The organism is Roseateles hydrophilus (assembly GCF_026712245.1).
Classification (GTDB): Bacteria; Pseudomonadota; Gammaproteobacteria; order Burkholderiales; family Burkholderiaceae_C; genus Pelomonas; species Pelomonas hydrophilus.
On sequence record NZ_JAPPUY010000002.1, the window covers coordinates 90238 to 112871 of the forward strand.

Here is a 22634-nt window from a genome sequence, read left to right on the forward strand (position 1 = left end):
CATGCCCACGACGCCCCAACTCATCCGCGGCTACGAAGTCGTCATCGGCCTCGAAAACCACGTCCAGCTCTCCACGCAGAGCAAGATCTTCAGCGGCAGCTCCACCGCCTTCGGTGCGGCGCCCAACACGCAGGCCTCGCCGGTGGACCTGGCGCTGCCCGGCACGCTGCCGGTGCTGAACCGCGCCGCCGTCGAGCGCGCCATCCGCTTCGGCCTGGCGGTGGGCGCCAAGGTGGCGCCGCTGTCCATCTTCGCGCGCAAGAACTACTTCTACCCCGACCTGCCCAAGGGCTACCAGATCTCCCAGTTCGAGATCCCGGTGGTGCAGGGCGGCAAGGTGGAGTTCTTCGTCGGCGACAAGAAGCATGTGGTCAACCTGACCCGCGCCCACCTGGAGGAAGACGCGGGCAAGAGCCTGCACGAGGACTACCACGGCCAGTCTGGCATCGACCTGAACCGTGCCGGCACGCCGCTGCTGGAGATCGTGTCCGAGCCCGACATGCGCTCGGCGCAGGAGGCGGCCGAGTACGCCAAGACGCTGCACGCGTTGGTGATGTGGCTGGGCATCTGCGACGGCAACATGCAGGAAGGCAGCTTCCGCTGCGACGTGAACGTGTCGGTGCGCAAGCCCGGCGAGCCCTTCGGCACGCGCCGCGAGATCAAGAACCTCAACAGCTTCCGCTTCCTGGTGGACGCGGTGAACTACGAGGTCAACTGGCAGATCGACGAGATCGAGGACGGCCGCAAGATCCAGCAGGCCACGGTGCTCTACAACCCGGACACCGGCGAGACCCGCGCGATGCGCAGCAAGGAAGACTCGGCCGACTACCGCTACTTCCCCGACCCCGACCTGCCGCCGCTGGTGATCGCGCCGGAATGGGTGGAGCGTGTGAAGGGCGAGATGCCCGAGCTGCCGGCCGTGATGGCCGCGCGCTTCATCGAGGTCGACGGCCTGCCCGAGTACGACGCGACGATGATGACGCAGAGCCTGGCGACGGCCCGCTACTACGAAGCCGCCAAGGCCGCGGGTGCGACGCCGAAGCTGGTGGCGAACTGGGTGATGGGCGAGATCAGCAAGCGCTTGAATGCGAGCGGTGGCGAGATCGCTGCGGCACCGGTCGGCCCCGAGCTGCTGGCCAAGCTGATCACGCGCATCTCGGACGGCACGATCTCCAACAACGCTGCCAAGCAGGTGTTCGAGTCGCTGTGGACGGGTGAAGCCACGGACGTGGACGCCGTCATCGAGGCCAAGGGTCTGAAGCAGGTCAGCGACACCGGCGCCATCGAGGCCATCCTCGACGAGGTGTTGGCCGCGAACCAGAAGTCCGTCGACGAGTACCGCTCGGGCAAGGACAAGGCCTTCAACGCGCTGGTCGGCCAGGCCATGAAGGCCACCAAGGGCAAGGCCAATCCGGCGCTGGTCAACGAACTGCTGAAGAAGAAGCTCGGGTGATGGCAAGCCCGGCGCCGCGTGCGCCGGGAGGGCCTCAGCGTTGGGGTGCGGAGGACGTGGTCGGCGGCGCCAGCTTGGGCGCCTCGCCCAGCGGCGGCAGGGAGCCGGGCGCCGCGCCGGCCCACAGCTTCTTCAAGCGCGCCAGTTCGGCGTCGTAGCGTGCGTTGATGCGCACGATCTCGGCCTTCTGGTTCTCGATGAGCTGCTGCTGGGCCTCGACGGCGGCGTCGTTGGCGTCCAGCGACTGCTTGAGCTTGCCCGGCAGCGGCCGACCCTTGTAGAACTCGGCTTCGTCCAGCAGCGGCTTGCGCTCGGTGCCGAGGTCTTTGATGCGGCGCTCGGAGATGCGCATGGCCTTGTTGGCATCGTCCAGCGCGGCGTTGCGGGCGCGCTGGTGCGCGGCTTCGTTGGGGTAGCGCTGCACCAGCGTGCGGTCGCGGCGGATGGCGTCCTGCTGGGCGATGCGCTCGGCAGCGGCGCGGCGGTCGGCGGCCTCCTTGGCGGCGCGCTCTTCCGGGCTGAGGAAGGGCGGCAGCGTCGTGCGCTGCGAGCCGTCGGCGTTCAGCACGCGCTGTTCGCGCGCGGTGCATTCGGCGATGGGGCGGTCGCTCGTCAGCCGCCGGCCATCCGCCGTCGTGCAGGTGTAGATGCCCTTGCCCGGCGCACCGTCCTGGGCCCAGGCGGTGGCGGTGAGCAGCAGACTGGTGACGAGCAGCAGGCGCATCAGACCCCGTAACGCTCTCGGTAGGCCAGCACGGCCGGCCGATGCGCGGCCAGCTCGGGCGCGCCGTCCAGGTAGGCCAGCAGGTCGGCCAGGCCGGCGATGGCGACAACGGGCAGCCCGTAGCGTTCCTGCACCTGCTGCACGGCCGATTGCGCGCTGTCCACGCCGCCCTCGGCCGCTTTCTCCTGGCGGTCCAGCGCGATGGACACACCGCAGGGCGTCGCGCCGGCGGCCTCGATCATCTGGATGGACTCGCGCACCGAGGTGCCGGCGGAGATGACGTCGTCGATGATGAGCACGCGGCCCTTGACCGGCGCGCCGACGAGCGTGCCGCCTTCGCCGTGGTCCTTGGCTTCCTTGCGGTTGTAGGCAAAGGGCACGTTGCGGCCGCGGCGGGCCAGCTCCATGGACACGGCGGCGGCCAGCGTGATGCCCTTGTAGGCCGGGCCGAAGATCATGTCGAAGGCAAGACCTGACGCGATCAGGCGCTCCGCGTAGAAGCCGGCCAGCTGGCCCAGCTTGGCGCCGTCATCGAACAGGCCGGCGTTGAAGAAGTAGGGGCTGAGCCGCCCGGCCTTGGTCTTGAACTCGCCGAAGCGCAACACGCCTGCCTCGACGGCAAAGGCAACAAAGGACTGGGCGAGTGGGTCGGCAACGGGATACATGTTGCAAAGATTCTAGGGGCCAAAAAAAACGGCCCGACCCCTAGGAAGGGTCGGGCCGTCGGGTGGTTTTCACCAAGGGGCCCGGGGCCCCTGCGGTCGTTGCCTCAGAACGAGGCCTTGAACTGCACGCCGTAGCTGCGCGGCTCGTTGACGATGCCGGTCATGTTGTTGAAGTCGATGGCGGCCACGATCTGGCGATGGTTGGTGATGTTGCGGCCATAGGCGGCCACTTCGTACTTGCCATCGGCCCAGGCGTAGCCCACGCGCAGGCCGCCTTCCAGCGCCGACTTGGCGCGGTACTCCACGGCCTCGTACAGGAACATGTTGTACTTGTCCTTGTAGGCCCAGTCGGTCAGCACGGTCAGCTCGCCGCCAGCCAGCTCGGTGCTGTACTTCAGCGTCCAGTTCCACACCAGCTTGGGTGCGCGCGGCAGGTCGTTGCCGTTGATGCTGACCGTGCCGGCGAACGGGCCCGCCGGGTCACGCACCGTGCAGCCCGAGCCGCAGGGCGACACGAACAGGCCGGCGTCCTTGATCTGCGTGTCGTTGTACGAGAAGCCCAGCGTCGTGCGCCAGTCGCGCGCGATGATGGCCTGCGCATCGACCTCGAAGCCCTGGCCTTCGGCCTTGGCAGCGTTGACCAGGCGGTTCTGGTTGACGCTGCCGCTGCCGGCGGTCAGCTGCAGGTCCTTCACGCGGTACTTGAACACCGTGCCGGTGATGCGGGCGGTGTTGTCCAGCAGGTCAGCCTTGAAGCCGGCTTCGATGGACAGCATCTTCTCGGAGTTGGCCACCGAGATGGTGTCGCCGAACAGCACGCGGCCCTGGATGGATGGGGCGCGGTAGCCGGTGGCCACGCGCGTGAACAGGCTGGTGGTCTTGCTCAGCGCGTAGTTGGCGCCCAGGTCCCAGCTCCAGTTCGTCGACGCGGGGTTGGCCGTCAGCGGGCCGACGTTCTTGCCGCCGAACGGCGTCTGCGTGCGCGCGGCGTCGAAGTCCTTCTTGTCGTCCGTGTAGCGCAGGCCGGCCGTGAGCTTGAGCTCCGGCGTCACCGTGTACTTCACGTTGCCGAAGGCGGCCCAGGACTTGGCGTTCTGGTGCTGTACGGCATAGCCGTTCTGCGTGTCGCCGGCGTTGAAGCTGTCGAAGTTGAAGCTGTCCACCTGCAGCTTCTCGTTGAAGTAGTACAGGCCCAGGATCCACTGCATCGCGTCGCTGGTGGTGGACTGCAGGCGGAACTCCTGCGTCGTCTGGCGCAGGTAGGGGATGCCGTCAGCGGTCTGCGCGTCGAACGGGATGTTGGCGTTCTGGCTGCCGTAGTTGGGGCCCGACGGCGGCGCGTAGGGGGCGCCGAAGCCGCCGTCCACGTCACCGCGGCTGTAGAACTCGGCGCGGGCGTGCGACGTGATCGAGTACAGCGACACGCCGGTGAAGTCCCAGCGCAGGCGGGCGCTGACCTCGTTGGACTTCAGCGTCTGCGAGTTGTAGCCGTCGGTGGGGTAGTAGGCGTCGTTGTAGCCGTCGACGAAGTCGTTCGTGCCCTTCTTGATGATGTTGGCGCGGAAGGTCGTGGCCGTGCCCTTGTAGTCACGCGCCTGCACCTTGAACAGGCCTTCGAAGCCGGTGGTCTTGTACAGGGCCTGCAGGCGCAGGGCCTTGTCGTTGTAGCCCTCGAGGTCAGACGTGGCGCCTGCGATGGGGTTGTGCACGCGGTCGTCCTGGCGCTGCACCAGGCCGGCCACGCGGACCTGCAGGTCATCGCTGACCGGCACGTTGACGGCCGCTTCCAGGTTGGTGGCGTTCCAGCGGCCGAAGCCGATGTTGGCGTAGCCCTCCAGGCGCTTGGTCGGCTTGGCGGAGTCGAACTTCATGACACCGGCCGGCGAGTTGCGGCCGAACAGCGTGCCCTGCGGGCCGCGCAGCAGTTCCACCTGCGCCATGTCGAACACCGGGAAGCCCTTCAGCGCGATGCTTTCCTGCACCACGTCGTCATACACCAGGCCCACGGGCTGCGAGGCGTTCATGTCGAAGTCGGTATTGCCCAGGCCGCGCACGTAGAAGCGCGGGAAGGTGCGGCCGAAGTCGGACTCGATGTTCAGGCTGGGCACCTTGCCCGACAGCGCGCGGATGTCCTGGCCGCTGGCGTTGTAGGTGTCCAGCTCCTCCGACTTGATGGCCGAGATCGACAGCGGCACGTCCTTGAGGTTCTCGGCGCGGCGGCTGCCGGTCACGATGACGGCCTCCAGCTGGCTGACGTCCTTCTTGGCTTCCGGCGCGGCGGCGGCTTGCGCCACGGCGGCCTGCATCGGGAAGGCGGCGCCCAGCGCGAGCGCGAGCAGGGTCGGAGTGAGACGATGGTTCGGCATGAAAAATCCTCGGGTTGACGGGGGTTGGGCTGCGCGGAACAAAAAAATGGGCGCTGTAACGCCTCTGTTTCCTACGGGATCGTAAAGATCAGATGACGCTTTCGTGATGAAAGCGGGTCGGGGTGTTGTGCGTTTGCTGCACTGCGATACTGCGCGCCGCCTCATCTCCTCGCAAACCCGATGCGCTTCATCACCGCCAATCTCAACGGCGTGCGTTCCGCCGCCAGCAAGGGCTTCTTCGACTGGCTGGCCCAGCAGAAGGCCGACGCCGTGGGGGTGCAGGAGCTCAAGGCGCAGGCCGACGTCGTCGAAGCGCAGTTCCGCACCTGCGACCGCCTGGCGGGCCACTTCCACTACGCCGAGAAGAAGGGCTACTCGGGCGTGGGCCTGTACACGGCGCAGGAGCCCAGCGAGGTGCTGATCGGCTTCGACGGCGGCGAGTTCGACGGCGAGGGCCGCTGGGTGGAGACTCGCTACGACAAGCCCGGTCGCAAGCTCAGCCTCATCAGCTGCTACTTTCCCAGCGGCTCCTCGGGCGAGGACCGCCAGCAAGCCAAGTACCGCTTCCTGGACGCGATGTACCCGCACCTGCAGGCGCTGAAGGCCGAGCGCGAGTTCATCCTGGTGGCCGACGTGAACATCGCGCACCAGCAAGCCGACCTGAAGAACTGGCGCAGCAACCAGAAGAACAGCGGCTTCCTGCCCGAGGAGCGGGCCTGGATGACGCGCCTGCTGAGCGAGGGCGGCCTGGTGGACGTCTACCGCCGGCTGCAGCCCGACACGACCGACACCTGCTACACGTGGTGGAGCAACCGGGGCCAGGCCTATGCCAACAACGTGGGCTGGCGGCTGGACTACCACCTGGCCACACCGGCGCTGGCCGCGCTGGCCCGCAGCGAGGCCATCTACAAGGACCAGAAGTTCAGCGACCACGCGCCGCTGAGCATCGACTACGACTTCCAGCTCTGAGCTGGCAAGGCCGTCGCTGAGCCGGCCCGCGCAGGCCGGGCCTTCAGGGGAATCCCGAGGTTTCGCGGCGCAGAAACCGCGCGCTGGGGCCGGACAATCGCGCTCCTGTCTGCGGGCCACCGCCCGCGCCGCCGCCCTATCGGGTCCCTCCTGGAACGACTGACGTGACTACCCCCACCTCCGTGGCCCATCCGGCCACGCCGCCTGCAGGCGCCACCATTCTTGGCCAGCCCAACCAGCTGTTCGTCCTCTTCTTCACGGAGATGTGGGAGCGCTTCTCCTACTACGGCATGCGGGCGCTGCTCGTGCTGTTCCTCATCGCCGAGGCCAGCAAAGGCGGCTGGGGTTGGACGCGCGAGCAGGCGCTGGACCTGTACGGCTGGTACACGCTGTTCGTCTACCTGACGCCCATCCTCGGCGGCTATGTGGCCGACCGCATCCTGGGCACGCGCCGCTCGGTGCTGCTGGGCGGCTTCATCATCGCCGCCGGCCACATCGCGCTGTTCCTGGAGACGGTGCCCAGCTTCTACGCGGGCCTGGCCCTCATCGTGCTCGGCACCGGTCTGTTCAAGCCCAACATCTCGGCCATCGTGGGCCAGCTCTATGGCAAGGACAACGAGGGCGCCCGTGACGGCGGCTACACGCTGTTCTACATGGGCGTGAACGCGGGCGCCTTCTTCGGCATCTCGCTGTGCGGCTACATCGGCGAGAAGATCTCCTGGAACCTGGGCTTCGGTCTGGCCGGCATCTTCATGATCCTGGGCGCGCTGCAGTTCTGGCTCAGCCAGGGGCTGTTCGGCAAGATCGGTGACAAGGTGGACGCCGAGTCTGCCGCGCGCCTGGCCGCCGCCGAGGCCCAGGACGACACGCCCAAGCACGTGGTGGCCGACCGCCTGAAGGCCATCTTCGTGTTCTCGTTCTTCACGATCTTCTTCTGGTTCGCGTTCGAGCAGGCCGGCGGCTCCATGACCATCTTCGCGGCCGACTACACCGACCGCACGCTCAGCGGCAGCGCCGGCCTGATCTTCAAGGTCATCAACACCGCGATGACGCTGGTGCCGGCCGCCATCCTGACCTGGCTGCTGTTCAAGCTCTACCGCGCCACGGGCGGCAAGTACGCGCTGGCCAATGCCTCGCTGGCGCTGGCCTTCGCCATCATCTGGGGCCTGTGCCTGTGGATGCTGGGCCGCGAGTTCGCGATGGACCAGAGCGAGGTGCCCGCCACCTGGTTCGGCGTGTTGAACAGCTTCTTCATCGTCGTGCTGGCGCCGATGTTCTCCAAGATGTGGGAGGACAAGTGGAACCCGTCCGGCCCGGTCAAGTTCGGCACCGGCCTGGTGCTGCTGGGCCTGGGCTTCGCCGTGCTGTCCTACGGCTCGGCCGGCATCCCGCAAGGCGCCAAGACCGCGCAGGTCAGCATGATGTTCCTGACGCTGGCTTACCTGTTCCACACCATGGGCGAGCTGTGCCTGTCGCCGGTGGGCCTGAGCTACATCTCCAAGCTGGCCCCGGCGCGCCTGCTGGGCCTGATGTTCGGCGTCTGGTTCCTGAACTCCGCCATCGCCAACAAGATCGCCGGCTCCACCGGCGCCTACATCGACCACATCTCGTCCACGTACTCGATGTCGGCCTTCTTCCTCATCTTCACCATCATCCCCATCGGCGCCGGTGTCGTGCTGATGGCCATGACGCCGCTGATGAAGAAGTGGATGCACGGCGTGCACTGAGCCTGCACTCCGCTGCTGCTAAGCCGCCAGCGCCCGCCGGGCCTGGCGGCTTTTTCATAGCCCGCCGAGGCGGGCCTCAGTAGCCCAGCGTCAGCTTGGCGAACAGCTCGTGGCTGCGTGCCAGGCCGGGGCGTGCGCTGGCGCGGTTCAGGCCCAGGCTGGCCAGGCGCGACAGCCCCACGCGGTGCTGGAACATCAGCGCCAGCTGGCGGTGGCGCTCGGCGGCGGCCGCGAGGCCGAGGGCGGCGTCGTCGCGGCGCGTGGTGTGCGTTTGCTGGTGGATCAGGCGCAGCGTGTCGCGTGCGCTGAGGTGCAGCACCACCAGGCTCTGCGCGCTGCGGTCGGTGAAGGCGCGCCGGCCATCGGGCGCGTCCACGGTGCCCAGGCCCAGGCGCTGCTCGAACTCCAGCCACCAGCCACCCGGCAGCGGCGTGCGCAGCTTGGCCTCCAGCTGGGCCTGCAGGCCCGTGCCCACGCGGTCGGCCTCCACGTCCAGCCGGCGGCCCCACTCGACCTCGGCCATCACAAAGCTCAGCCACTCGCCCGGGTTGGACTCCACGCCCAGCAGCAGCGTGCGCGTGTCGTGCCGCCGACCGCCGCTCCTCGCGCGATAGCTGTCCAGCCCCACATGCCCCCAGACGCCGGTGTTGCGCGCGGCGGCAAACCAGAAGCCGGGCTGGAACAGCCGGTCCACCACCTGGCCCGCCGCCACGCCCAGCAGCGGGTCGGCCAGCGTGCGCGTCTCCTGCAGCTTGAGCGTGAGCTCGCTCTCATGCATGTCCACACCCAGCAGCGTGCGCTCGCCCAGGCGCCGGTAGCCAAACAGCGACGCGCGGCGGATGCCGCTCTGGCTGACGAAGCCGTTGTCGTTGGCGAAGCGCGGGCTGACCTCCTCGACGTTGACGTTGGCGAACCAGTCCGCATCGAGGTGGCGCCAGCCCAGCCACGCGCGGTGGCCGCGCTGGCGCGCCACACGCCCGACCCCGCCGTCCTCGGTCACGCCCAGCGTGGTGGCCGACAGCAGCAGGTGGCCGCGCCACTGGTCGTTGTCGCCCGCACGCCAGGTGCCGTCGCTGCCGGCCACCTGCGTCGTGAGCCCGGGCCCGAAGTCGCGGTGCGACACCAGCCCGGCCAGGCCGAGCGCACCCCATTGCAGGCGCCCGCGCGCGAAGCTGGCCTCCGAGTCGCGCGGCTGCACACCCGTGCGCGTGGCAAACGCGCCGGCCCGCAGCACCGGGCCGCCGCCGCCATCGCGCAGGTGCAGCGCCGTGGCCTCGGCGCCCGCGCCGCGCCAGGTGGCGCGCAGGCCCCAGGCCGGGTCGGTGATGGCGCGCGTGTAGAAGGCCGCGAGGCTGCGGTTCTCGCCGGACTCGTCGGCCTGCGTGGGCCCCACGACGTCGGCGCTCTCCAGGAAGAACGGCCGCTTCTCCGGCACGCTGAGTGCGAAGCGCGTGTTGCCGGCGAGCTGGGGCTCGTCCAGCTCCACCTGGGAGAAGTCGGGGTTCAGCGTCGCGTCCAACACCCAGTCGGCGCGTGGCCGCCACTTGAACTCCGCGCCCAGCGAGGCCTGGCGGGTGCGCCGCGTCGGGCCGGCGTCGTCACGCGTGGTGGTGGCGCGCAGCGTCAGCTCGGGCCGCAAGGTGATGAAGCTGCGCTCGCGCACCTGCGCCACCAGATCGCCCAGGCCCTCCAGCGGCTGCAGCTCGGCGATGAAGTTCAGCGCGTTCTTGGTCATGGCCGGCGCGCTGACATCCAGCGTGCGCTGCTCGCGCGGGATGTTGCGCGCAACCATCACGCGCCACGGCGCGCCGTCGGTGTGCGGGAAGCGCAGCGCCGCCAGCGGCCAGCGCAGCTCGACGCTGTAGCCGTCCGGCAGGCGCTGTGCGGCGGCCTGCAGGTCGAAGTCGGGCGCGCTGTCCTCGGCGTCGTCCTCGGCGGTGAAGAGGCCATCCTCCAGCACGCCGGCCGGGCTGACGCGCGCGTACTGCGCCGTGCGGCGGTGGCCCACGGGGTCGATGAAGACGGTGATGAAATCCTGGTCGGACTTGACCTGGTCGCGACGCGCCAGCGGCGCCACCAGGCGGCCGGGCTCGGGGTCCCAGGCGCGGATGCCGAAGACGAGGGCGTCGTGCGTGACCAGCACCTGCATGGTCGTGCGCCAGCGCGCGGGTTGCCGGTCGGTGGGCAGGAACTGCACGAAGCGGTCGTGCACGGGCACGCGCCGCCAGGCGTCGTCGTCGAGCCGGCCGTCGATGTGCGGTGCGGTGTCGGCGGGGCCCAGGCGCAGGGCCAGGGGCGGTTGGGCCCAGGCGGGCAGGGCCAGGGCGAGCAGGCCCAGGCCGAGGAGGCGGAAGGTCATGGTGTCAACAACCGATGGCGCCGCGGGCCCGGGTCGGGCGGCGGCGGAATGCAAGGCGCCCGGTGGGGCGGCGGGTGCGGGCGCGCTGGAATGAGCGTCAGCGCGCGAGCCTTAGCAGGGGTGAAGAACCTTCAACATCGTGCCCTCCTTGGCCGCCTCGGTGCAGCGGCAATCGGTGCGAGGCGCGCAGTGTAGCCACGCGTGCCTTGCCGCGCTCACTCGGTCGCGCGCTTCTTGCGTGGCCGGCGCGCCAGCAGGCGGTCGTACAGGCTGTTGGGCAGCAGCCGCAGGACCTTGGCCAGCACGCCCATCTGCCATGGGATGACGCGGTAGCTGACCTGCGCGCGGATGGCCCGCACCGCCTGCGCGGCGAAGTCCTCCACCGGCATCAGGAAGGGCATGCTGTAGCGGTTGCCGCGCGTCAGCGGCGTGTCGATGTAGCCCGGCAGCAGCGTGACGACGCGCACGCCGAAGGGCCGGCACTCGCCCCGCAGGCTCTCGCAGTAGGCCACCACCGCCGACTTGCTGGCGCAGTAGGCGCCGTGCCCCGGCAGGCCGCGGATGGCGGCCACGCTGGCCACGCCCACCAGCGTGCCGCTGCCGCGCCGGCACATGGCGTCCACGAAGGGGTGGAAGGTGGCGGCCAGGCCCACGTTGTTGGTGGCGAAGGTGCGGCGCATGACGTCCAGGTCGTCGAACTGCGCGGTGTCCATGCCGACGCTGATGCCGGCGTTGGCGATGACGACGTCGGGCAGGCCTTGGCGCGCGATGCAGTCGCGGCCGGCGCGGGCGATGGCCTCGCTGTCAGCCACGTCGGCGCCGTAGATGGCGAAGCGGGCGGCGTCCAGCTGCTGCTCGGCGGCCCAGCGCGCAACCTCGTCCGTGCGGCGTGCCACGAGCGCGAGGCGGGCGCCATCGCGGTAGTAGCGCAGCGCCAGCGCCTGGCCGATGCCGCTGGACGCGCCGGTGATGAAGACCAGCTCGCTCATCGGCCGGTGTTGATCTGCCCCTGCGCCTTGCCCGCAAAGCGCAGCTGGCCGGTCAGGTGGCGGTACTCGAAGTTGCCGACGTTCAGCGTCACGCCACCCTGGCGCACGGTGGTCGGCAGGTGGGAGCGCAGCACCTCGCTGTTGGACAGCGCCTGCATGAACTCGCTGCGCACCTCCATCAGCGCGGGCGCGTTGTCGGCAGCGCCGGCCGGCAGGCGGCGCAGCCGCACGTCCCCGCTGAGCTGCAGGTCGCTGCCGTCCGCGTTGCTGAGCGCGCGCTTCGCGTCGGCGATGGCCAGCGTGCCGTCCGGCGCGATGGCGCGCACGCGCACGTTGTCGATCTCGATGGTGTCGGTGTCGGGGTAGTGGCGCAGCTCGGCGCCGGCGATCTGCACGCTCAGCCGGCCGTCCGCGCCGATGCGCTGGATCTCGAAGTTGGCCATGCGGTAGTCGGGCACATGGCGCGGCGGCGCCAGCTCACCGGCCTCGCCCAGCAGCGGCGTGTTCTTCACCAGCCACCAGGTGCCGCCGGCCAGGAAGGCCATCAGCAGCAGCGGCAGGTAGTTGGACAGCAGGCTTTGCACCCGCCACAGCCAGGGCTGGGGCGGGCGGCGGCGCGGCGTCGGGGCCGGCAGCGTCGTCGCGCTCAAGTGCGGCCTCCGTCCAGCGTCTCGTGGTGGGCGTGCAGCAGCCGCTCGTAGTGGCCGGCCGCCATCAGCAGCAGGTCGCAGCACTCGCGCGCCGCACCGAAGCCGGCCGGCGCACGCGTGACGTGGTGGGCCACCGCCAGCACTTCCGCATGCGCCCCGGGCGGCGCGCAGGCAAAGCCGGCGCGGCTGAGCAGCGGCAGGTCGGGCCAGTCGTCGCCCATGGCGGCCACCTCGCCCCAGTCCACGCCCAGCTGCTGCAGCAGCGGGCGCGCGGCAGCCAGCTTGTCGCTGATGCCGTACAGCGCATGCGGCAGGCCGAGGTCGCCCACGCGGCGGCGCACGGCGGGGCTGTCGCGGCCGGTGATGATGACCGGCGTGATGCCCACCTGCAGCAGCGACTTCAGGCCGTGGCCGTCCAGCGTGCTGAAGGCCTTGAACTCCTCGCCGCGCTCGCCGATGTAGATGCGGCCGTCGGTCAGCACGCCGTCCACGTCGAACAGCGCCACCTTGATGGCCAGGCCCGTGCCCTGGGCGCGCACAAGCAGCTCGGGCGGGAAGCGAAGCGCGGCCATCAGATCACCTTCGCGCGCATGAGGTCGTTGATGCTGATGGCGCCCAGCAGGCGGCGCTCGGCGTCCACGACGAGCACCACGGTGATGCGGGCGGCCTCCATCAGGTCAGCGGCGTCCACGGCCAGCGCCTCGGCGGGCACGGTGCGCGGCTTGGGGTGGGCCACCTCGGCGGCGGTCAGCGCGCGCAGGTCGCGGCCCTGCTCGATGAGGCGGCGCAGGTCGCCGTCGGTGAAGATGCCCTGCACGCGGTCCTCGGCATCGACGACGACCGCCATGCCCAGCGCCTTGGCGCTCATCTCGCGCATCAGCTCGCTGAAGCCGGTGTCGGCGGCCACGCGCGGCAGCGCGTCGCCGTGGCGCATCAGGTCGCGAACGTGGGTGAGCAGCTTGCGGCCCAGCGCGCCGCCGGGGTGAGAGCGGGCGAAGTCCTCGGCCTTGAAGCCGCGCGCGTCCAGCAGCGCCACGGCCAGCGCGTCGCCCAGCGCCATCTGCGCCGTGGTGCTGGCGGTGGGCGCCAGCTGCAGCGGGCAGGCCTCTTCGGCGACGGCGCTGTCCAGCACGATGTCGGCATGCGCAGCCAGGCTGGACTGCGCCCGGCCGGTGACGGCGATGACGGGCACGCCCAGTCGCTTGAGCACCGGCAGGATGGCGTTGAGCTCGTCGCTCTCGCCGGAGTTGGACAGCGCCAGCACGATGTCGCCGCCGGTCACCATGCCCAGGTCGCCATGGGCGGCCTCGGCGGGGTGGACGAACAGCGCCGGCGTGCCAGTGGAGGCCAGCGTGGCGCTGATCTTGCGGCCCACGTGACCGCTCTTGCCCATGCCCATCACGGCCACACGGCCGCGGCAGCTCAGGATGGTCTGCACCGCGCGCGCGAACGGCTCGGCCAGGCGCGGCGCCAGTTCGGTCAGCGCACGGGCCTCGACGGCCAGCGCCTGGCGGCCGATCTCGATGGCGCGCTGGGCGTCAAAAACGGGGGAACTCATGCGGCCAGTGTAGACAAGGCCCGCCCGGCGCTGCGTTGGCCAGCGGGCCGCCCGCCACCGTGCGCGGTGCTCGGCGCACAGTGCTTTGCACGGCACAACACTCGGCAACAGAGCACAGACACGTCGGCAAAGCGCCGTGCCCAGACTGGCCGGCGATGCCTGCCACCCCGCCGCTCCACCCCGTTCCGTCGTCGCGCCGTGCCTGGCTGGTGCTGCTGGTGTTCACGTTGTGGGCGGTGGTGGGCGTCAGCTGGTTCATGCGCCACTACTTCGGGCTGGTCACGCCAGACCAGGTGCTGTTCCACCTGCAGCATGGCGGCCTGGGCGAGGCCGACGGCCGGCTGCAGTGGCGCGCGCTGCGCTGCCTGGCCGGCGTCGTCGCGCTGACGGCGCTGAGCCTGCTGCTGCTCGGGCGGCTGCGGCGCTGGCCCCGATGGCCCTTGCTGGGCTTGCTGGGCGCCGGGGCGGTGGTGTCGGTGCAGGCGACGGTGGCCGACCCCTGCGAGCCCGAGCCCGACGGCAGCGACTACCTTGCCCGCCATTACGTGGCGCCAGACCGCGTGCGCTGGGCTGCGCCGGCCGTGCGGCCGGATGTGCTGCTGGTGTTCGTCGAGTCGCTGGACCAGGCCTACACCCGCCCGCGCGACCCGGCCGCGGCGCTGCTGCCGGCCCTGGCCCGCTGGCAGGGCGAGACGCAGACCCTGGGCCAGTTGCGCAACCTCAGCGGGGCCAGCTGGACGATGGGCGGGCTGTTCAGCGCGCTGTGCGGCCTGCCGCTGCAGCCGGTGGGCGTCATGAGCCGCAACGCCTTTGAATACGCGAGCCACTTCTTTGCCGGCGGCAGCTGCCTGACCGATGTGCTCGCGGCGCAGGGCTGGCAGCTCAGCTTCTACGGAGGGGCCTCGCTGCGCTTTGCCGGCAAGGGCCAGTTCCTGCGCGACCACGGCGTGGCCCGGCGCTTCGGCGCCGAGCAATGGCGGCAGGCCGGCGTGCCGGTGCCGTCGCAGGGCTGGGGCCTGCTGGACAGCGCGCTGGTGGACCAGGTGCTCGCCGACCTGCAGCGCCCGGCGGCCGGCAGCGCGCCGCAGCTGCGCCTGGTGCTGACGGTCAACACCCACGGCCCGGCTGGCGCACGCGAGCCGGGCTGCGACGCGGGACCTGCCCGAGCGGCCGACGAGGACGACGACGAACAGCCCGCCGAGCTGATGCGCGGCGCGCTGCGCTGCGCCGACCGGGCCGTGGCGCGGCTGGTGCAGGGCTTTGTCGCGCAGCGCGATGGCCGGCCCAAGGTGGTGTGGGTGATGGGGGATCACCTCAACCCCGCGCCGCTGCTCGACGACGAGCTGCAGCCGCCGGCCGCCGGCGGTCGCGCCGTGTTCCATGCGCTGGCCCGTTACGACGCCGCTGGCCGGTTGCTGCCCGCGGCCGACCGGCAGCGCGAGTTCACGCACGTGGATGTGCTGCCCACGCTGGCCGAGGCGGTGGGCCTGCGCTGGTCGCCGCAGCCGCATCGGCTGGGCCTCGGGGTGTCACTGCTGGCCGAGGCCCAGCCCGCGACGCTCGTGGAGCGCGACGGCCTGGCGCGCATGGACGGCCGCCTGTCCTGCCGCTCGCCGTTCTTCCAGCGGCTGTGGCTGGCGGCGCGCTGAACGGCGGCTGGGGGCTGTCGCACCGGCGCCCCGGATGGCGTCTGTCCCAGTACGACGCCCTCATTGCTGCTGCCATGAACGCTCTGCCTCAACGCCTGCTGAATGCCCTGATGCCGCCGCCGGGCCTGCCGTACCGCGCGGTTGAGCCGCGCCTCGGACTGGACGGCCCGGCCGTGCCGGTGGACCGCCGCACGGTGGAGCAGCTGCTGGCCGAAGGCAGCCGGCGCATCTACACCCCGCGCCAGGAGGCCGAGGTGCTGGACACGCGGCGGTGCCGCTGAGCGATCAGGCCTGCACGACGTTGCGGCCCTGGCCCTTGGCGCGGTACATGGCCGCGTCGGCGCGGGCCAGCACGGTGCCGCCATCGGCGTCGCCGCGCTCGGCCTCGGTGATGCCGAAGCTGGCGCTCAGTGGCCAGTCCTGCTCCAGCCAGCGCAGCGGCGTGGCCTCCACCAGCGCACGCATGCGCTCGGCCACCAGGGCGGCACCGGCGATGTCGGTGTCGGGCAGCAGCACGCAGAACTCCTCGCCGCCGAGGCGGCCGAAGCGGTCCACCTCGCGCAGGCAAGGCTGCAGCTCGCGCACCATCTGGCGCAGCGCGGCGTCGCCGGCCGCGTGGCCCAAGGTGTCGTTGAGCTGCTTGAAGCGGTCCATGTCGATCATCACGAGCGCATAGCCCCGGCCGCGCTTGAGCCAGGCGTGCGCGTCGGCCAGCGCACGGTCGAAGGCGCGGCGGTTCAGCGTGTCGGTCAGCGCGTCGCGTTCCAGCAGCCGCTCGATGCGCTGGATCAGGCGCATCAGCACCAGGAAGGCCAGCGTCGAGTTCTGCACCAGGGTCAGCACCAGCGCCGCCCACAGGAAGGCCAGGTTGAACGGCGTGGGCAGGCGCATGTCGGGGGTGCGCCCGGGGTTGATGAAGGTCTCCAGGCCGCGCGCCGCCATCAGGGCGCCGATCAGCAGCAGCGGCATGGCCAGCCGGGCGGGCGTGCGGCGGACATCGATGGCGCGCAGCTGCCGCCACACGGCGATGCCGGCGGCCAGGCACAGCGCGGCGCAGCCCGCATTGACGACGCGGGCCGGCCAGCGCAGGTCGCCCTCGTAGGGCAGCAGGGTCAGCAGCAGGCCGGTGCAGGCGGCCGTGAGGGCGGTGGCCCGCCAGGGCGGGTGGCGGTGGTAGACGGCCTGGGCTGCCGTGCCGAGCAGCGCGAACGCCAGCACGGCCAGCAGGTCGCTGAGCCGGTAGGTCAGCAGGTCCGGCAGCACGCCGCGCAAGGCGTGCAGCGCCAAGGACGCCGCCGAGGCCAGGTTGGCGCCGGCCATCAGCAGCGATGCGCGCGGTGTGATGCGCGCGGCCCACGCCAGCGCCATCCACACCAGCGAGGCGATGGCGCCGACCATGATGATGGCGGCCAGCAGCGTCAGCGTCTGCGCGGGCGAAATCATGGCGTGCCGCCCAGCGGTGTCGCCACGCAGACGCGGTTGCGCCCCTCGGTCTTGGCGCGATAGAGCTCGGCATCGGCCCGCACCAGGCCGATCTCGCCCTGGGCATCGCCCACCACCGGCAGCGCCACGCCGAAGCTGGCGGACAGCGGCATCGTCAGGCCCCGCCAGCGCAGCGGCTGCGCCGCCAGGCCGGTGCGCAGGCGCTCGGCCACGGCGGCGGCGCTGCTGAGATCGCTGCCGGGCGCCAGCGGCAGCAGAGCGCAGAACTCCTCGCCGCCCAGGCGGCCGAGGCGGTCAACCTCGCGCAGGTTGGCCTGCCAGATGCGCACGCAGTGCTGCAGCGCGGCGTCGCCGGCCTGGTGGCCGTGCTGGTCGTTGATGCGCTTGAAGTGGTCGATGTCGATCATGGCCAGCGCAAAGCCGTGGCCGCGCTGCAACTGGGCCTGGGCGCTTTCCAGCGCCTGCTCGAACGCGCGGCGGTTCAGCGCGCCGGTGAGCGGGTCGCGGTAGGTGAGGTGCTGGATGCGGGTGACGACGCGCCAGATCATCAGCGCGATCAGGCTCAGCGTGGTGCTGACGGTGATCAGCAGCCACAGCGAGGCGCGGGCCGCCGATGGCGAGGTGCTGGCCATGCTGCGTGCCGCCCAGCCCGGGTCGGTCAGCAGCTCGGCGCCATGCGCCAGACCCATGAGCACCATCGCGATGAAGGGCAGCGTGGTCAGCGCACCCACCGTGCGCGACAACTCGCTGCCGGCGCAGCGCACGACCTCGCGCGTGGCCAGCGCCGCCAGCACGGTGGCCGCTGCGGTGCTGCTCAGTGCTGCGATCACGGTCGCCGGCTGGCTCAGCCCGACGGCGATGCCCAGCGCTCCCAGGCCGCTGACCCAGGCCACATCGTGGGCACGCTGGCGGCTGCGCAGCATGCGGCGCACGGCCAGCAGCAGCAGCGCCAGACAGCCCAGAAGCCCGAACTCCGTCAGGCTGTCGCGCAGCAGCGCCGGCCAGCCGGCCATGCATTCGGTGCAGCCCTGCGTCAGCAACCGCGTCAGGTGCACGGCCGCCATCAGCCGGCTGGCGCGGGGCGCGATGCGAAAGCTTTGGGCGAGCACCAGCCAGGCCAGTGCTGCCATCAGGTTGAACAGCGCGCTGACCTGCAGAATCGTCGAAACGTCGAGGAAATCCATGCAGAAAGAGAGAACAGCCCTCATGCCAGGCCAGAGGGCCTGGGTCTTGATCACCGGCGCTTCGCGGGGCATCGGCGCGGCCACCGCACTGCGTTGTGCCGAGGCCGGCTGGGACGTGGCCATCAACTACATGCAGGATAGCGCCGCCGCCGAGCGGCTGGCCAGTCAGGTGCAAGGCTTCGGACAGCGTGCGCTGACCCTGCAGGCCGACGTGGCGGACGAGGCCCAGGTGGCCGCGATGTTCGCGCGGCTGGATGCGGCCGGCGGCCGCCTCGGCGGCCTTGTGAACAACGCCGGCATCGTCGCCCCGCAGGCGCGGCTGCAAGACATGACCCCCGCGCGCTGGCGGCGGCTGTTCGATGTCAACGTCATCGGCACGCTGCTGTGCTGCCAGCAGGCCGCGCGGCGCATGAGCACGGCCCGCGGCGGGGCCGGCGGCTCAGTCGTCAACCTCAGCTCGCGGGCGGCCGAGTACGGCTCGGCGGGCATCTATGTGGACTACGCCGCCACCAAGGGCGCCGTGGACACGCTCACCAAGGGCCTGGCCCGTGAGCTGATCAGCGAGGGCATCCGCGTCAACGGCGTGCGGCCCGGCATCATCGAGACCGACATCCACGGCCGCAGCGGCATGGACGCACAGGGTGCCGCCGCCACGCTGCCCATCCAGCGCCTGGGCCGCCCCGAGGAGATCGCCGAGGCCGTGGTCTGGCTGCTCAGCGACGCGGCCAGCTACACGGTGGGTGCGCTGCTGGACGTGGCAGGCGGGCGCTGAGACGGCCCGCGCCGTCAGCGCTTCTCGATGAGGCTGCTGTCCAGCCCGCGCTCGCTACGCAGGCGCTCGGCCAGCGTGCGCGCCTCGTCCACGGTCGGGAAGGGGCCGGCGCGCAGCCGGTGCAGGCCGGCCTCGCGCACGATGGTCAGCAGCGGCAGCAGGCTGAGGTCAGCCTCGGCGACCTTCTGGCGCAGCGCCTCGGCGCCGTCCAGCCGGCTGAACGCACCGAACTGCAGCCACACACCGGCGCCGATGGACGCGCCGGGCGTGCCCTCGCGCTGCGGGGCGCCGGGGGCGCCGTCGGGCACGAACAGCGGCGCCGGCTCGGCAGGCGGCTGCCATCGGCCCGCGCGGATCTCGGCGTAGGTGATGCGTCGCACCTCCACCGGCGCCACGCCGCGCAGCAGGTCCAGCTTCAGCGCGGCGGTGTAGCTGAGGTCGATGATGCGGCCCTTGTGGAAGGGGCCGCGGTCGTTCACGCGCACGATGACCTCGCGCCCGTTGGCCGGGTTGCGCACCCGCGCGTAGCTGGGGATGGGCAGCGTCGGGTGTGCGGCCGTCATCGCGTACATGTTGTAGACCTCGCCGCTGGCCGTGGGGCGGCCGTGGAACTTCTTGCCGTACCAGGAGGCCAGGCCGCGGTCGGTGTAGGGCGCGTCCACGGTGATGGGCTCGTAGCGCTCGCCCAGCACCTCGTAGGGCTTGTTGGGGCCGCCCACGCGGATGGCCTCCAGGCGCGGCACGGCGTCGGGCACCTGGTTGAGGTTGGCGGGCGGGCTGGCCTCCGGGCCGTCACGGCCGCTGGCCGGCGGGCGGCTGGCGCAGCCGCTGAGCAGTGCCGCCAGCGCGAGCGCCAGGGCCGGCCCAGTATGCTGCGCGGTCTGTGTCCATTGGCGATGCCAATCCATGAGCAACTTCGTCTTTCCTCCGGCCGAGATTCCCAGTGCCGCGGTGCGCGGCACGGACGCGCGTTACGCGGTGCGCCGCATCTTCTGCGTCGGCCGCAACTATGCCGATCATGCCCGCGAGATGGGCGCCGACCCGACGCGCGAGGCGCCGTTCTACTTCACCAAGCCGGCCACCGCGCTGACGCCCTCGGGCGCCACCGTGCCCTACCCGACCGAGACCAAGAACTACCACTACGAGATGGAGCTGGTGATCGCCATCGGCGCGCCGGTGTTCAAGGTCACGCCCGAGGCGGCCACGGCCGCCATCTGGGGCTACGCGCCGGGCCTGGACATGACGCGCCGCGACCTGCAGGCCGCCGCCAAGGCCGCCGGCAAGCCCTGGGACACGGCCAAGGGCTTCGACCAGTCCGCCATCCTGGGCGAGATCGTGCGCGTGGCCGACGTGGGCTTGCTGGAACGCGGCGCCATCACGTTGGCCGTCAACGGCGCGGAGAAGCAGCGCGGCGACCTGGCCGACATGATCTGGCGCCAGGCCGAGATCGTGTCCAACCTGTCCCACCTGTACCGCCTGCACCCGGGCGACCTCATCTATACCGGCACGCCGGCCGGCGTGGGCGCGGTGCTGCCGGGCGACGTGATCACGGGCCGCATCGAGGGCCTGGGCGACATTGCACTGACGATCGGGCCGGCCGAATGATGTTTGAAGAAGAGACCCTGGCGCAGGCCCGCGCCCGCAACATCCACGACGCGCTGGCCGAGGACATCGGCCGCTGCGACTGGACGGCCCAGCTCGTGCCCGCCGGCCGGCGCGTGGCGGCGCAGGTGCGCGTGCGCGAGCAGGCCGTGCTGTGCGGCCGCGAGTGGTTCGACGGCGTGTTCGCGACGCTGGACCCGAGCGCCCGCATCACCTGGCTGTACGACGAGGGCGCGCTGATGGCGGCCGACAGCATCGTCTGCCGCATCGAGGCTGATGGCCGGCTGCTGCTGAGCGCCGAGCGCCCGGCGCTGAACTTCCTGCAGCTGCTGTCCGCCACCGCCACCAGCACGCGTGCCCATGTGGACGCGGTGGTCGGCGCCAGCACCAACCCGCGCGGCTGCGCCATCCTGGACACGCGCAAGACGCTGCCCGGCCTGCGCCTGGCGCAGAAGTACGCGGTGCGCGTGGGCGGCGGGCAGAACCAGCGGCTGGCGCTGTATGCCGGCATCCTGATCAAGGAAAACCACATCGCGGCCGCTGGCGGCGTGGCGCTGGCGCTGCGCGCCGCGCAGGCGCTGCAGTCCGGCGTGGACATCCAGGTCGAGGTGGAGACCATCGCCCAGCTGCACGAGGCGCTGGAGGCGGGTGCGGTCAGCGTGCTGCTGGACAACTTCAGCGAGGCGCAGATGCGCGAGGCCGTGGCCGTCAACGCGGGCCGGGCGCTGCTGGAGGTGTCGGGCGGCGTGGCGCTGGAGCAGCTGCGCTGGATCGCGGCCACTGGCGTGGACCGCATCTCCATCGGCCGCCTGACCAAGGACGTGCGCGCGACCGACTACTCGATGCGGGTGCTGGGGCCAGTCTGAGTCAGCCCAGCAGGTGCGCCCGCACGCGGGCCGCGGTGTCCTCGGGGTGCTCTTGCATGAAGCAATGCCCGCCGGCCGTGACCTGCACATGCACGTGCGGCGCGTTGTGCGCGTGGGCTCGCGCGCAGCCCGTCTTCACGAAGGGCATGGTGGTGTCGCCGTGCAGCAGCAGCGTGGGCACGGCGATGCGGCGCAGCCGGCTCCACAGCCGCTCGGGCATGGTGCTGAAGATGGTGGACTCCAGCGCGGGTGAGCACTTCAGCTGAACCTGGCCGGTCGGGCCGTCGGGGCTGTCGCGCAGCGCGTGGGCGACGAAGGCATCCAGCGCCGGCTCGGTCCAGCCGCGGTAGGTGCCGCGCCCGCGCAGGGCCTGGCGGGCGTGCTCGCGGCTGGGCCAGCTGGGGCGGCGGCGCTTGGTGGCGCGGGCCAGCGGGTTCACCAGGCCGGTGCCGGTGCGGCCCATCAGCCGCGCGGCCAGCAGCATGGGCGGCGGGAACAGCACCGGGTCCAGCAGCGCTGCGCGGCTGAAGGGCTGGCCGGCCGTGCCCAGCAGCAGCGCCGTCTGCACGCCGCCAAAGCTGTGGCCCACCGCCATCACCGGCACGTCGCCATAGGCTGCGCGGCCGGCCTGCAAGGCTTCCAGCGCGGCCTCGGCGCAGCGGTTCCAGCCCAGGAAGCGGGGCGTGGCTTCGCTGTCGCCGTGGCCGGGCGCGTCGCACAGCCAGAGGTCGAAGTCGCGCGCCAGCAGCTGCAGTAGCGGCTCGTAGACGCGGCCGCAGAAGCCGTTGCCGTGCAGGAAGTGCAGCAGCGGCCGGCCCGTGGGCGCGGAGCGCCAGCCGTGCAAGGTGGTGCCCGTCACGGGCGAGGCGTGGGTCCAGGGCTGCAGCGTCAGCGGCGGGGCCGTGCCGGCGCTCATGTCGAGAACCACGGCTCGTTGGGCAGCTCGTCGAAGACCTTGCGCAGGCCGGCGCTCCAGCCGCTGCGCAGCGACAGGAAGTAGGGGTCGTCGCGCTCGATGCGGTGCGGCGGCTGCATGGCCTGCTCGAAGCGGTTGGCGCGCAGCATCAGCATGTCGATGGGCAGGCCCACGGACAGGTTGGACTGGATGGTGGAGTCAAAGCTCACCAGCGTGCACTTGGCCGCCTCTTCCAGCGCCGTGGTCTCGTAGCGGATGACGCGGTCGATGATGGGCTTGCCGTACTTGCTCTCGCCGATCTGGAAGTAGGGCGTGTCTTCCGTGGCCTCGATGAAATTGCCCTGCGGATAGACGTGGAACAGCCGCGGGCCTTCGCCCTGGATCTGGCCGCCGATCAGGAAATTGGCGCCGAAGTCCACGCCCTGGCCCTGCGCGCCGCCCGGCGTGTCGCGCGACACCACCTCCTTGAGCGTGCGGCCCAGCAGCACGGCGGCGTCGTACAGGCTGGGCACGTTCAGCAGGTGCTCACCCTCGCCCTGCAGGCGCTGGTTCAGCAGCGACATGACGGACTGCGTGGTGGCCAGGTTGCCGGCGGTCAGGATGACGATCTCGCGCTGGTGCGGGATCTGGAACTGGTACATCTTGCGGAAGCTGGCGATGTGGTCCACGCCCGCATTCGTGCGGGTGTCGGACGCAAACAGCAGGCCTGCGCGCAGGCGCATCGCGACGCAGTAAGTCATGG

At 71.1% G+C, this 22634-nt stretch carries 21 protein-coding genes; 8 read left to right on the forward strand and 13 right to left on the reverse strand.

The window, feature by feature from the left end:
- Position 1 precedes the first annotated feature (1 nt).
- Positions 2 to 1453: an Asp-tRNA(Asn)/Glu-tRNA(Gln) amidotransferase subunit GatB gene (gatB, locus tag NYO99_RS07620; RefSeq protein ID WP_268166561.1), complete on the forward strand. Its 1452-nt coding sequence runs from the start codon at positions 2 to 4 to the stop codon at positions 1451 to 1453.
- 34 nt (positions 1454 to 1487) lie between these two features.
- Here the strand turns inward: gatB and NYO99_RS07625 are convergent, their stop codons facing one another.
- The 3 genes from NYO99_RS07625 to NYO99_RS07635 all read right to left on the reverse strand — a co-directional run bounded on the left by NYO99_RS07625 (position 1488) and on the right by NYO99_RS07635 (position 5208).
- Positions 1488 to 2177 carry a hypothetical protein gene (locus NYO99_RS07625; protein ID WP_268166562.1) on the reverse strand — a complete coding sequence of 230 codons (690 nt, stop codon included), beginning with the start codon at positions 2175 to 2177 and terminating at the stop codon, positions 1488 to 1490.
- Positions 2177 to 2842: an orotate phosphoribosyltransferase gene (gene pyrE / locus NYO99_RS07630; RefSeq protein ID WP_268166563.1), complete on the reverse strand. Its 666-nt coding sequence runs from the start codon at positions 2840 to 2842 to the stop codon at positions 2177 to 2179. Before pyrE ends, NYO99_RS07625 begins: the two co-directional genes overlap by 1 nt.
- 104 nt (positions 2843 to 2946) lie before the next feature.
- A complete protein-coding gene (locus tag NYO99_RS07635; protein ID WP_268166564.1) occupies positions 2947 to 5208 on the reverse strand; it encodes a TonB-dependent receptor in 2262 nt (753 codons plus the stop codon).
- A 180-nt stretch (positions 5209 to 5388) separates the two neighbouring features.
- Between NYO99_RS07635 and NYO99_RS07640 the strand changes: the two genes are divergently transcribed.
- Positions 5389 to 6177: an exodeoxyribonuclease III gene (locus NYO99_RS07640; RefSeq protein ID WP_268166565.1), complete on the forward strand. Its 789-nt coding sequence runs from the start codon at positions 5389 to 5391 to the stop codon at positions 6175 to 6177.
- A gap of 164 nt (positions 6178 to 6341) precedes the next feature.
- Positions 6342 to 7904: a peptide MFS transporter gene (locus NYO99_RS07645; protein WP_268166566.1), complete on the forward strand. Its 1563-nt coding sequence runs from the start codon at positions 6342 to 6344 to the stop codon at positions 7902 to 7904.
- Positions 7905 to 7980: 76 nt separating this feature from the next.
- Here the strand turns inward: NYO99_RS07645 and NYO99_RS07650 are convergent, their stop codons facing one another.
- The 5 genes from NYO99_RS07650 to NYO99_RS07670 form a co-directional block, all read right to left on the reverse strand.
- Positions 7981 to 10263 carry a DUF5916 domain-containing protein gene (locus NYO99_RS07650; RefSeq protein WP_268166567.1) on the reverse strand — a complete coding sequence of 761 codons (2283 nt, stop codon included), beginning with the start codon at positions 10261 to 10263 and terminating at the stop codon, positions 7981 to 7983.
- A 215-nt stretch (positions 10264 to 10478) separates the two neighbouring features.
- On the reverse strand, positions 10479 to 11252 hold the full coding sequence (locus NYO99_RS07655; RefSeq protein WP_268166568.1) for an SDR family oxidoreductase: 774 nt from the start codon (positions 11250 to 11252) through the stop codon (positions 10479 to 10481).
- Positions 11249 to 11902, reverse strand: coding sequence for an LPS export ABC transporter periplasmic protein LptC (gene lptC, locus NYO99_RS07660; RefSeq protein WP_268166569.1), 654 nt, complete (start codon positions 11900 to 11902; stop codon positions 11249 to 11251). Before lptC ends, NYO99_RS07655 begins: the two co-directional genes overlap by 4 nt.
- The gene (locus tag NYO99_RS07665) at positions 11899 to 12474 is read right to left on the reverse strand and encodes a KdsC family phosphatase (protein WP_268166570.1); all 576 of its coding nucleotides are present in this window, start codon (positions 12472 to 12474) and stop codon (positions 11899 to 11901) included. Before NYO99_RS07665 ends, lptC begins: the two co-directional genes overlap by 4 nt.
- Positions 12474 to 13460 (reverse strand): KpsF/GutQ family sugar-phosphate isomerase, encoded by a 987-nt coding sequence (locus NYO99_RS07670; protein ID WP_268166571.1) that lies wholly within the window; start codon positions 13458 to 13460, stop codon positions 12474 to 12476. The genes NYO99_RS07665 and NYO99_RS07670 overlap by 1 nt, the downstream gene beginning before the upstream one ends.
- A gap of 155 nt (positions 13461 to 13615) precedes the next feature.
- On the opposite strand from NYO99_RS07670, the gene NYO99_RS07675 reads away from it, so the two are divergent.
- Together NYO99_RS07675 and NYO99_RS07680 are read left to right on the forward strand one after the other, a co-directional pair.
- Positions 13616 to 15109, forward strand: a complete 1494-nt coding sequence (locus NYO99_RS07675; RefSeq protein WP_268166572.1) for a sulfatase-like hydrolase/transferase — start codon at positions 13616 to 13618, stop codon at positions 15107 to 15109.
- A gap of 74 nt (positions 15110 to 15183) precedes the next feature.
- Positions 15184 to 15390, forward strand: a complete 207-nt coding sequence (locus NYO99_RS07680) for a hypothetical protein (RefSeq protein WP_268166573.1) — start codon at positions 15184 to 15186, stop codon at positions 15388 to 15390.
- Positions 15391 to 15394: 4 nt separating this feature from the next.
- On the opposite strand, the gene NYO99_RS07685 is transcribed toward NYO99_RS07680, so the two are convergent.
- Both NYO99_RS07685 and NYO99_RS07690 read right to left on the reverse strand, forming a co-directional pair.
- Positions 15395 to 16552 carry a GGDEF domain-containing protein gene (locus NYO99_RS07685; protein ID WP_268166574.1) on the reverse strand — a complete coding sequence of 386 codons (1158 nt, stop codon included), beginning with the start codon at positions 16550 to 16552 and terminating at the stop codon, positions 15395 to 15397.
- Complete coding sequence (locus tag NYO99_RS07690) at positions 16549 to 17736, reverse strand: GGDEF domain-containing protein (RefSeq protein WP_268166575.1); 1188 nt, start codon at positions 17734 to 17736, stop codon at positions 16549 to 16551. The genes NYO99_RS07685 and NYO99_RS07690 overlap by 4 nt, the downstream gene beginning before the upstream one ends.
- Positions 17737 to 17758: 22 nt before the next feature.
- On the opposite strand from NYO99_RS07690, the gene NYO99_RS07695 reads away from it, so the two are divergent.
- On the forward strand, positions 17759 to 18508 hold the full coding sequence (locus NYO99_RS07695) for an SDR family oxidoreductase (RefSeq protein WP_268166576.1): 750 nt from the start codon (positions 17759 to 17761) through the stop codon (positions 18506 to 18508).
- Positions 18509 to 18522: 14 nt separating this feature from the next.
- Here NYO99_RS07695 and NYO99_RS07700 read toward each other — a convergent pair whose 3' ends face one another.
- Positions 18523 to 19416: a septal ring lytic transglycosylase RlpA family protein gene (locus NYO99_RS07700; protein WP_268166577.1), complete on the reverse strand. Its 894-nt coding sequence runs from the start codon at positions 19414 to 19416 to the stop codon at positions 18523 to 18525.
- Between NYO99_RS07700 and NYO99_RS07705 the strand changes: the two genes are divergently transcribed.
- Complete coding sequence (locus tag NYO99_RS07705) at positions 19415 to 20113, forward strand: fumarylacetoacetate hydrolase family protein (RefSeq protein WP_268166578.1); 699 nt, start codon at positions 19415 to 19417, stop codon at positions 20111 to 20113. The two genes, NYO99_RS07700 and NYO99_RS07705, sit on opposite strands and share 2 nt — an antisense overlap.
- Entirely contained in the window at positions 20113 to 20976 is an 864-nt protein-coding gene (gene nadC / locus NYO99_RS07710) for a carboxylating nicotinate-nucleotide diphosphorylase (RefSeq protein WP_268167359.1), read from the forward strand. The genes NYO99_RS07705 and nadC overlap by 1 nt, the downstream gene beginning before the upstream one ends.
- Position 20977: 1 nt before the next feature.
- On the opposite strand, the gene NYO99_RS07715 is transcribed toward nadC, so the two are convergent.
- Together NYO99_RS07715 and NYO99_RS07720 are read right to left on the reverse strand one after the other, a co-directional pair.
- Positions 20978 to 21892: an alpha/beta fold hydrolase gene (locus NYO99_RS07715; protein WP_268166579.1), complete on the reverse strand. Its 915-nt coding sequence runs from the start codon at positions 21890 to 21892 to the stop codon at positions 20978 to 20980.
- Positions 21889 to 22632 carry a proteasome-type protease gene (locus NYO99_RS07720; protein WP_268166580.1) on the reverse strand — a complete coding sequence of 248 codons (744 nt, stop codon included), beginning with the start codon at positions 22630 to 22632 and terminating at the stop codon, positions 21889 to 21891. The genes NYO99_RS07715 and NYO99_RS07720 overlap by 4 nt, the downstream gene beginning before the upstream one ends.
- Positions 22633 to 22634: the final 2 nt, after the last annotated feature.

Coding starts and splice junctions, on each gene's coding strand:
- NYO99_RS07695 (WP_268166576.1), top strand. CDS start 17,759: ATGCCAGGCCAGAGGGCCTGGGTCTTGATCACCGGCGCTTCGCGGGGC.
- NYO99_RS07650 (WP_268166567.1), bottom strand. CDS start 10,263: ATGACCTTCCGCCTCCTCGGCCTGGGCCTGCTCGCCCTGGCCCTGCCC.
- NYO99_RS07690 (WP_268166575.1), bottom strand. CDS start 17,736: ATGGATTTCCTCGACGTTTCGACGATTCTGCAGGTCAGCGCGCTGTTC.
- NYO99_RS07705 (WP_268166578.1), top strand. CDS start 19,415: ATGAGCAACTTCGTCTTTCCTCCGGCCGAGATTCCCAGTGCCGCGGTG.
- nadC (WP_268167359.1), top strand. CDS start 20,113: ATGTTTGAAGAAGAGACCCTGGCGCAGGCCCGCGCCCGCAACATCCAC.
- NYO99_RS07640 (WP_268166565.1), top strand. CDS start 5,389: ATGCGCTTCATCACCGCCAATCTCAACGGCGTGCGTTCCGCCGCCAGC.
- NYO99_RS07625 (WP_268166562.1), bottom strand. CDS start 2,177: ATGCGCCTGCTGCTCGTCACCAGTCTGCTGCTCACCGCCACCGCCTGG.
- NYO99_RS07670 (WP_268166571.1), bottom strand. CDS start 13,460: ATGAGTTCCCCCGTTTTTGACGCCCAGCGCGCCATCGAGATCGGCCGC.
- NYO99_RS07655 (WP_268166568.1), bottom strand. CDS start 11,252: ATGAGCGAGCTGGTCTTCATCACCGGCGCGTCCAGCGGCATCGGCCAG.
- pyrE (WP_268166563.1), bottom strand. CDS start 2,842: ATGTATCCCGTTGCCGACCCACTCGCCCAGTCCTTTGTTGCCTTTGCC.
- NYO99_RS07715 (WP_268166579.1), bottom strand. CDS start 21,892: ATGAGCGCCGGCACGGCCCCGCCGCTGACGCTGCAGCCCTGGACCCAC.
- NYO99_RS07685 (WP_268166574.1), bottom strand. CDS start 16,552: ATGATTTCGCCCGCGCAGACGCTGACGCTGCTGGCCGCCATCATCATG.
- gatB (WP_268166561.1), top strand. CDS start 2: ATGCCCACGACGCCCCAACTCATCCGCGGCTACGAAGTCGTCATCGGC.
- NYO99_RS07635 (WP_268166564.1), bottom strand. CDS start 5,208: ATGCCGAACCATCGTCTCACTCCGACCCTGCTCGCGCTCGCGCTGGGC.
- NYO99_RS07680 (WP_268166573.1), top strand. CDS start 15,184: ATGAACGCTCTGCCTCAACGCCTGCTGAATGCCCTGATGCCGCCGCCG.
- NYO99_RS07720 (WP_268166580.1), bottom strand. CDS start 22,632: ATGACTTACTGCGTCGCGATGCGCCTGCGCGCAGGCCTGCTGTTTGCG.
- NYO99_RS07700 (WP_268166577.1), bottom strand. CDS start 19,416: ATGGATTGGCATCGCCAATGGACACAGACCGCGCAGCATACTGGGCCG.
- NYO99_RS07665 (WP_268166570.1), bottom strand. CDS start 12,474: ATGGCCGCGCTTCGCTTCCCGCCCGAGCTGCTTGTGCGCGCCCAGGGC.
- NYO99_RS07675 (WP_268166572.1), top strand. CDS start 13,616: ATGCCTGCCACCCCGCCGCTCCACCCCGTTCCGTCGTCGCGCCGTGCC.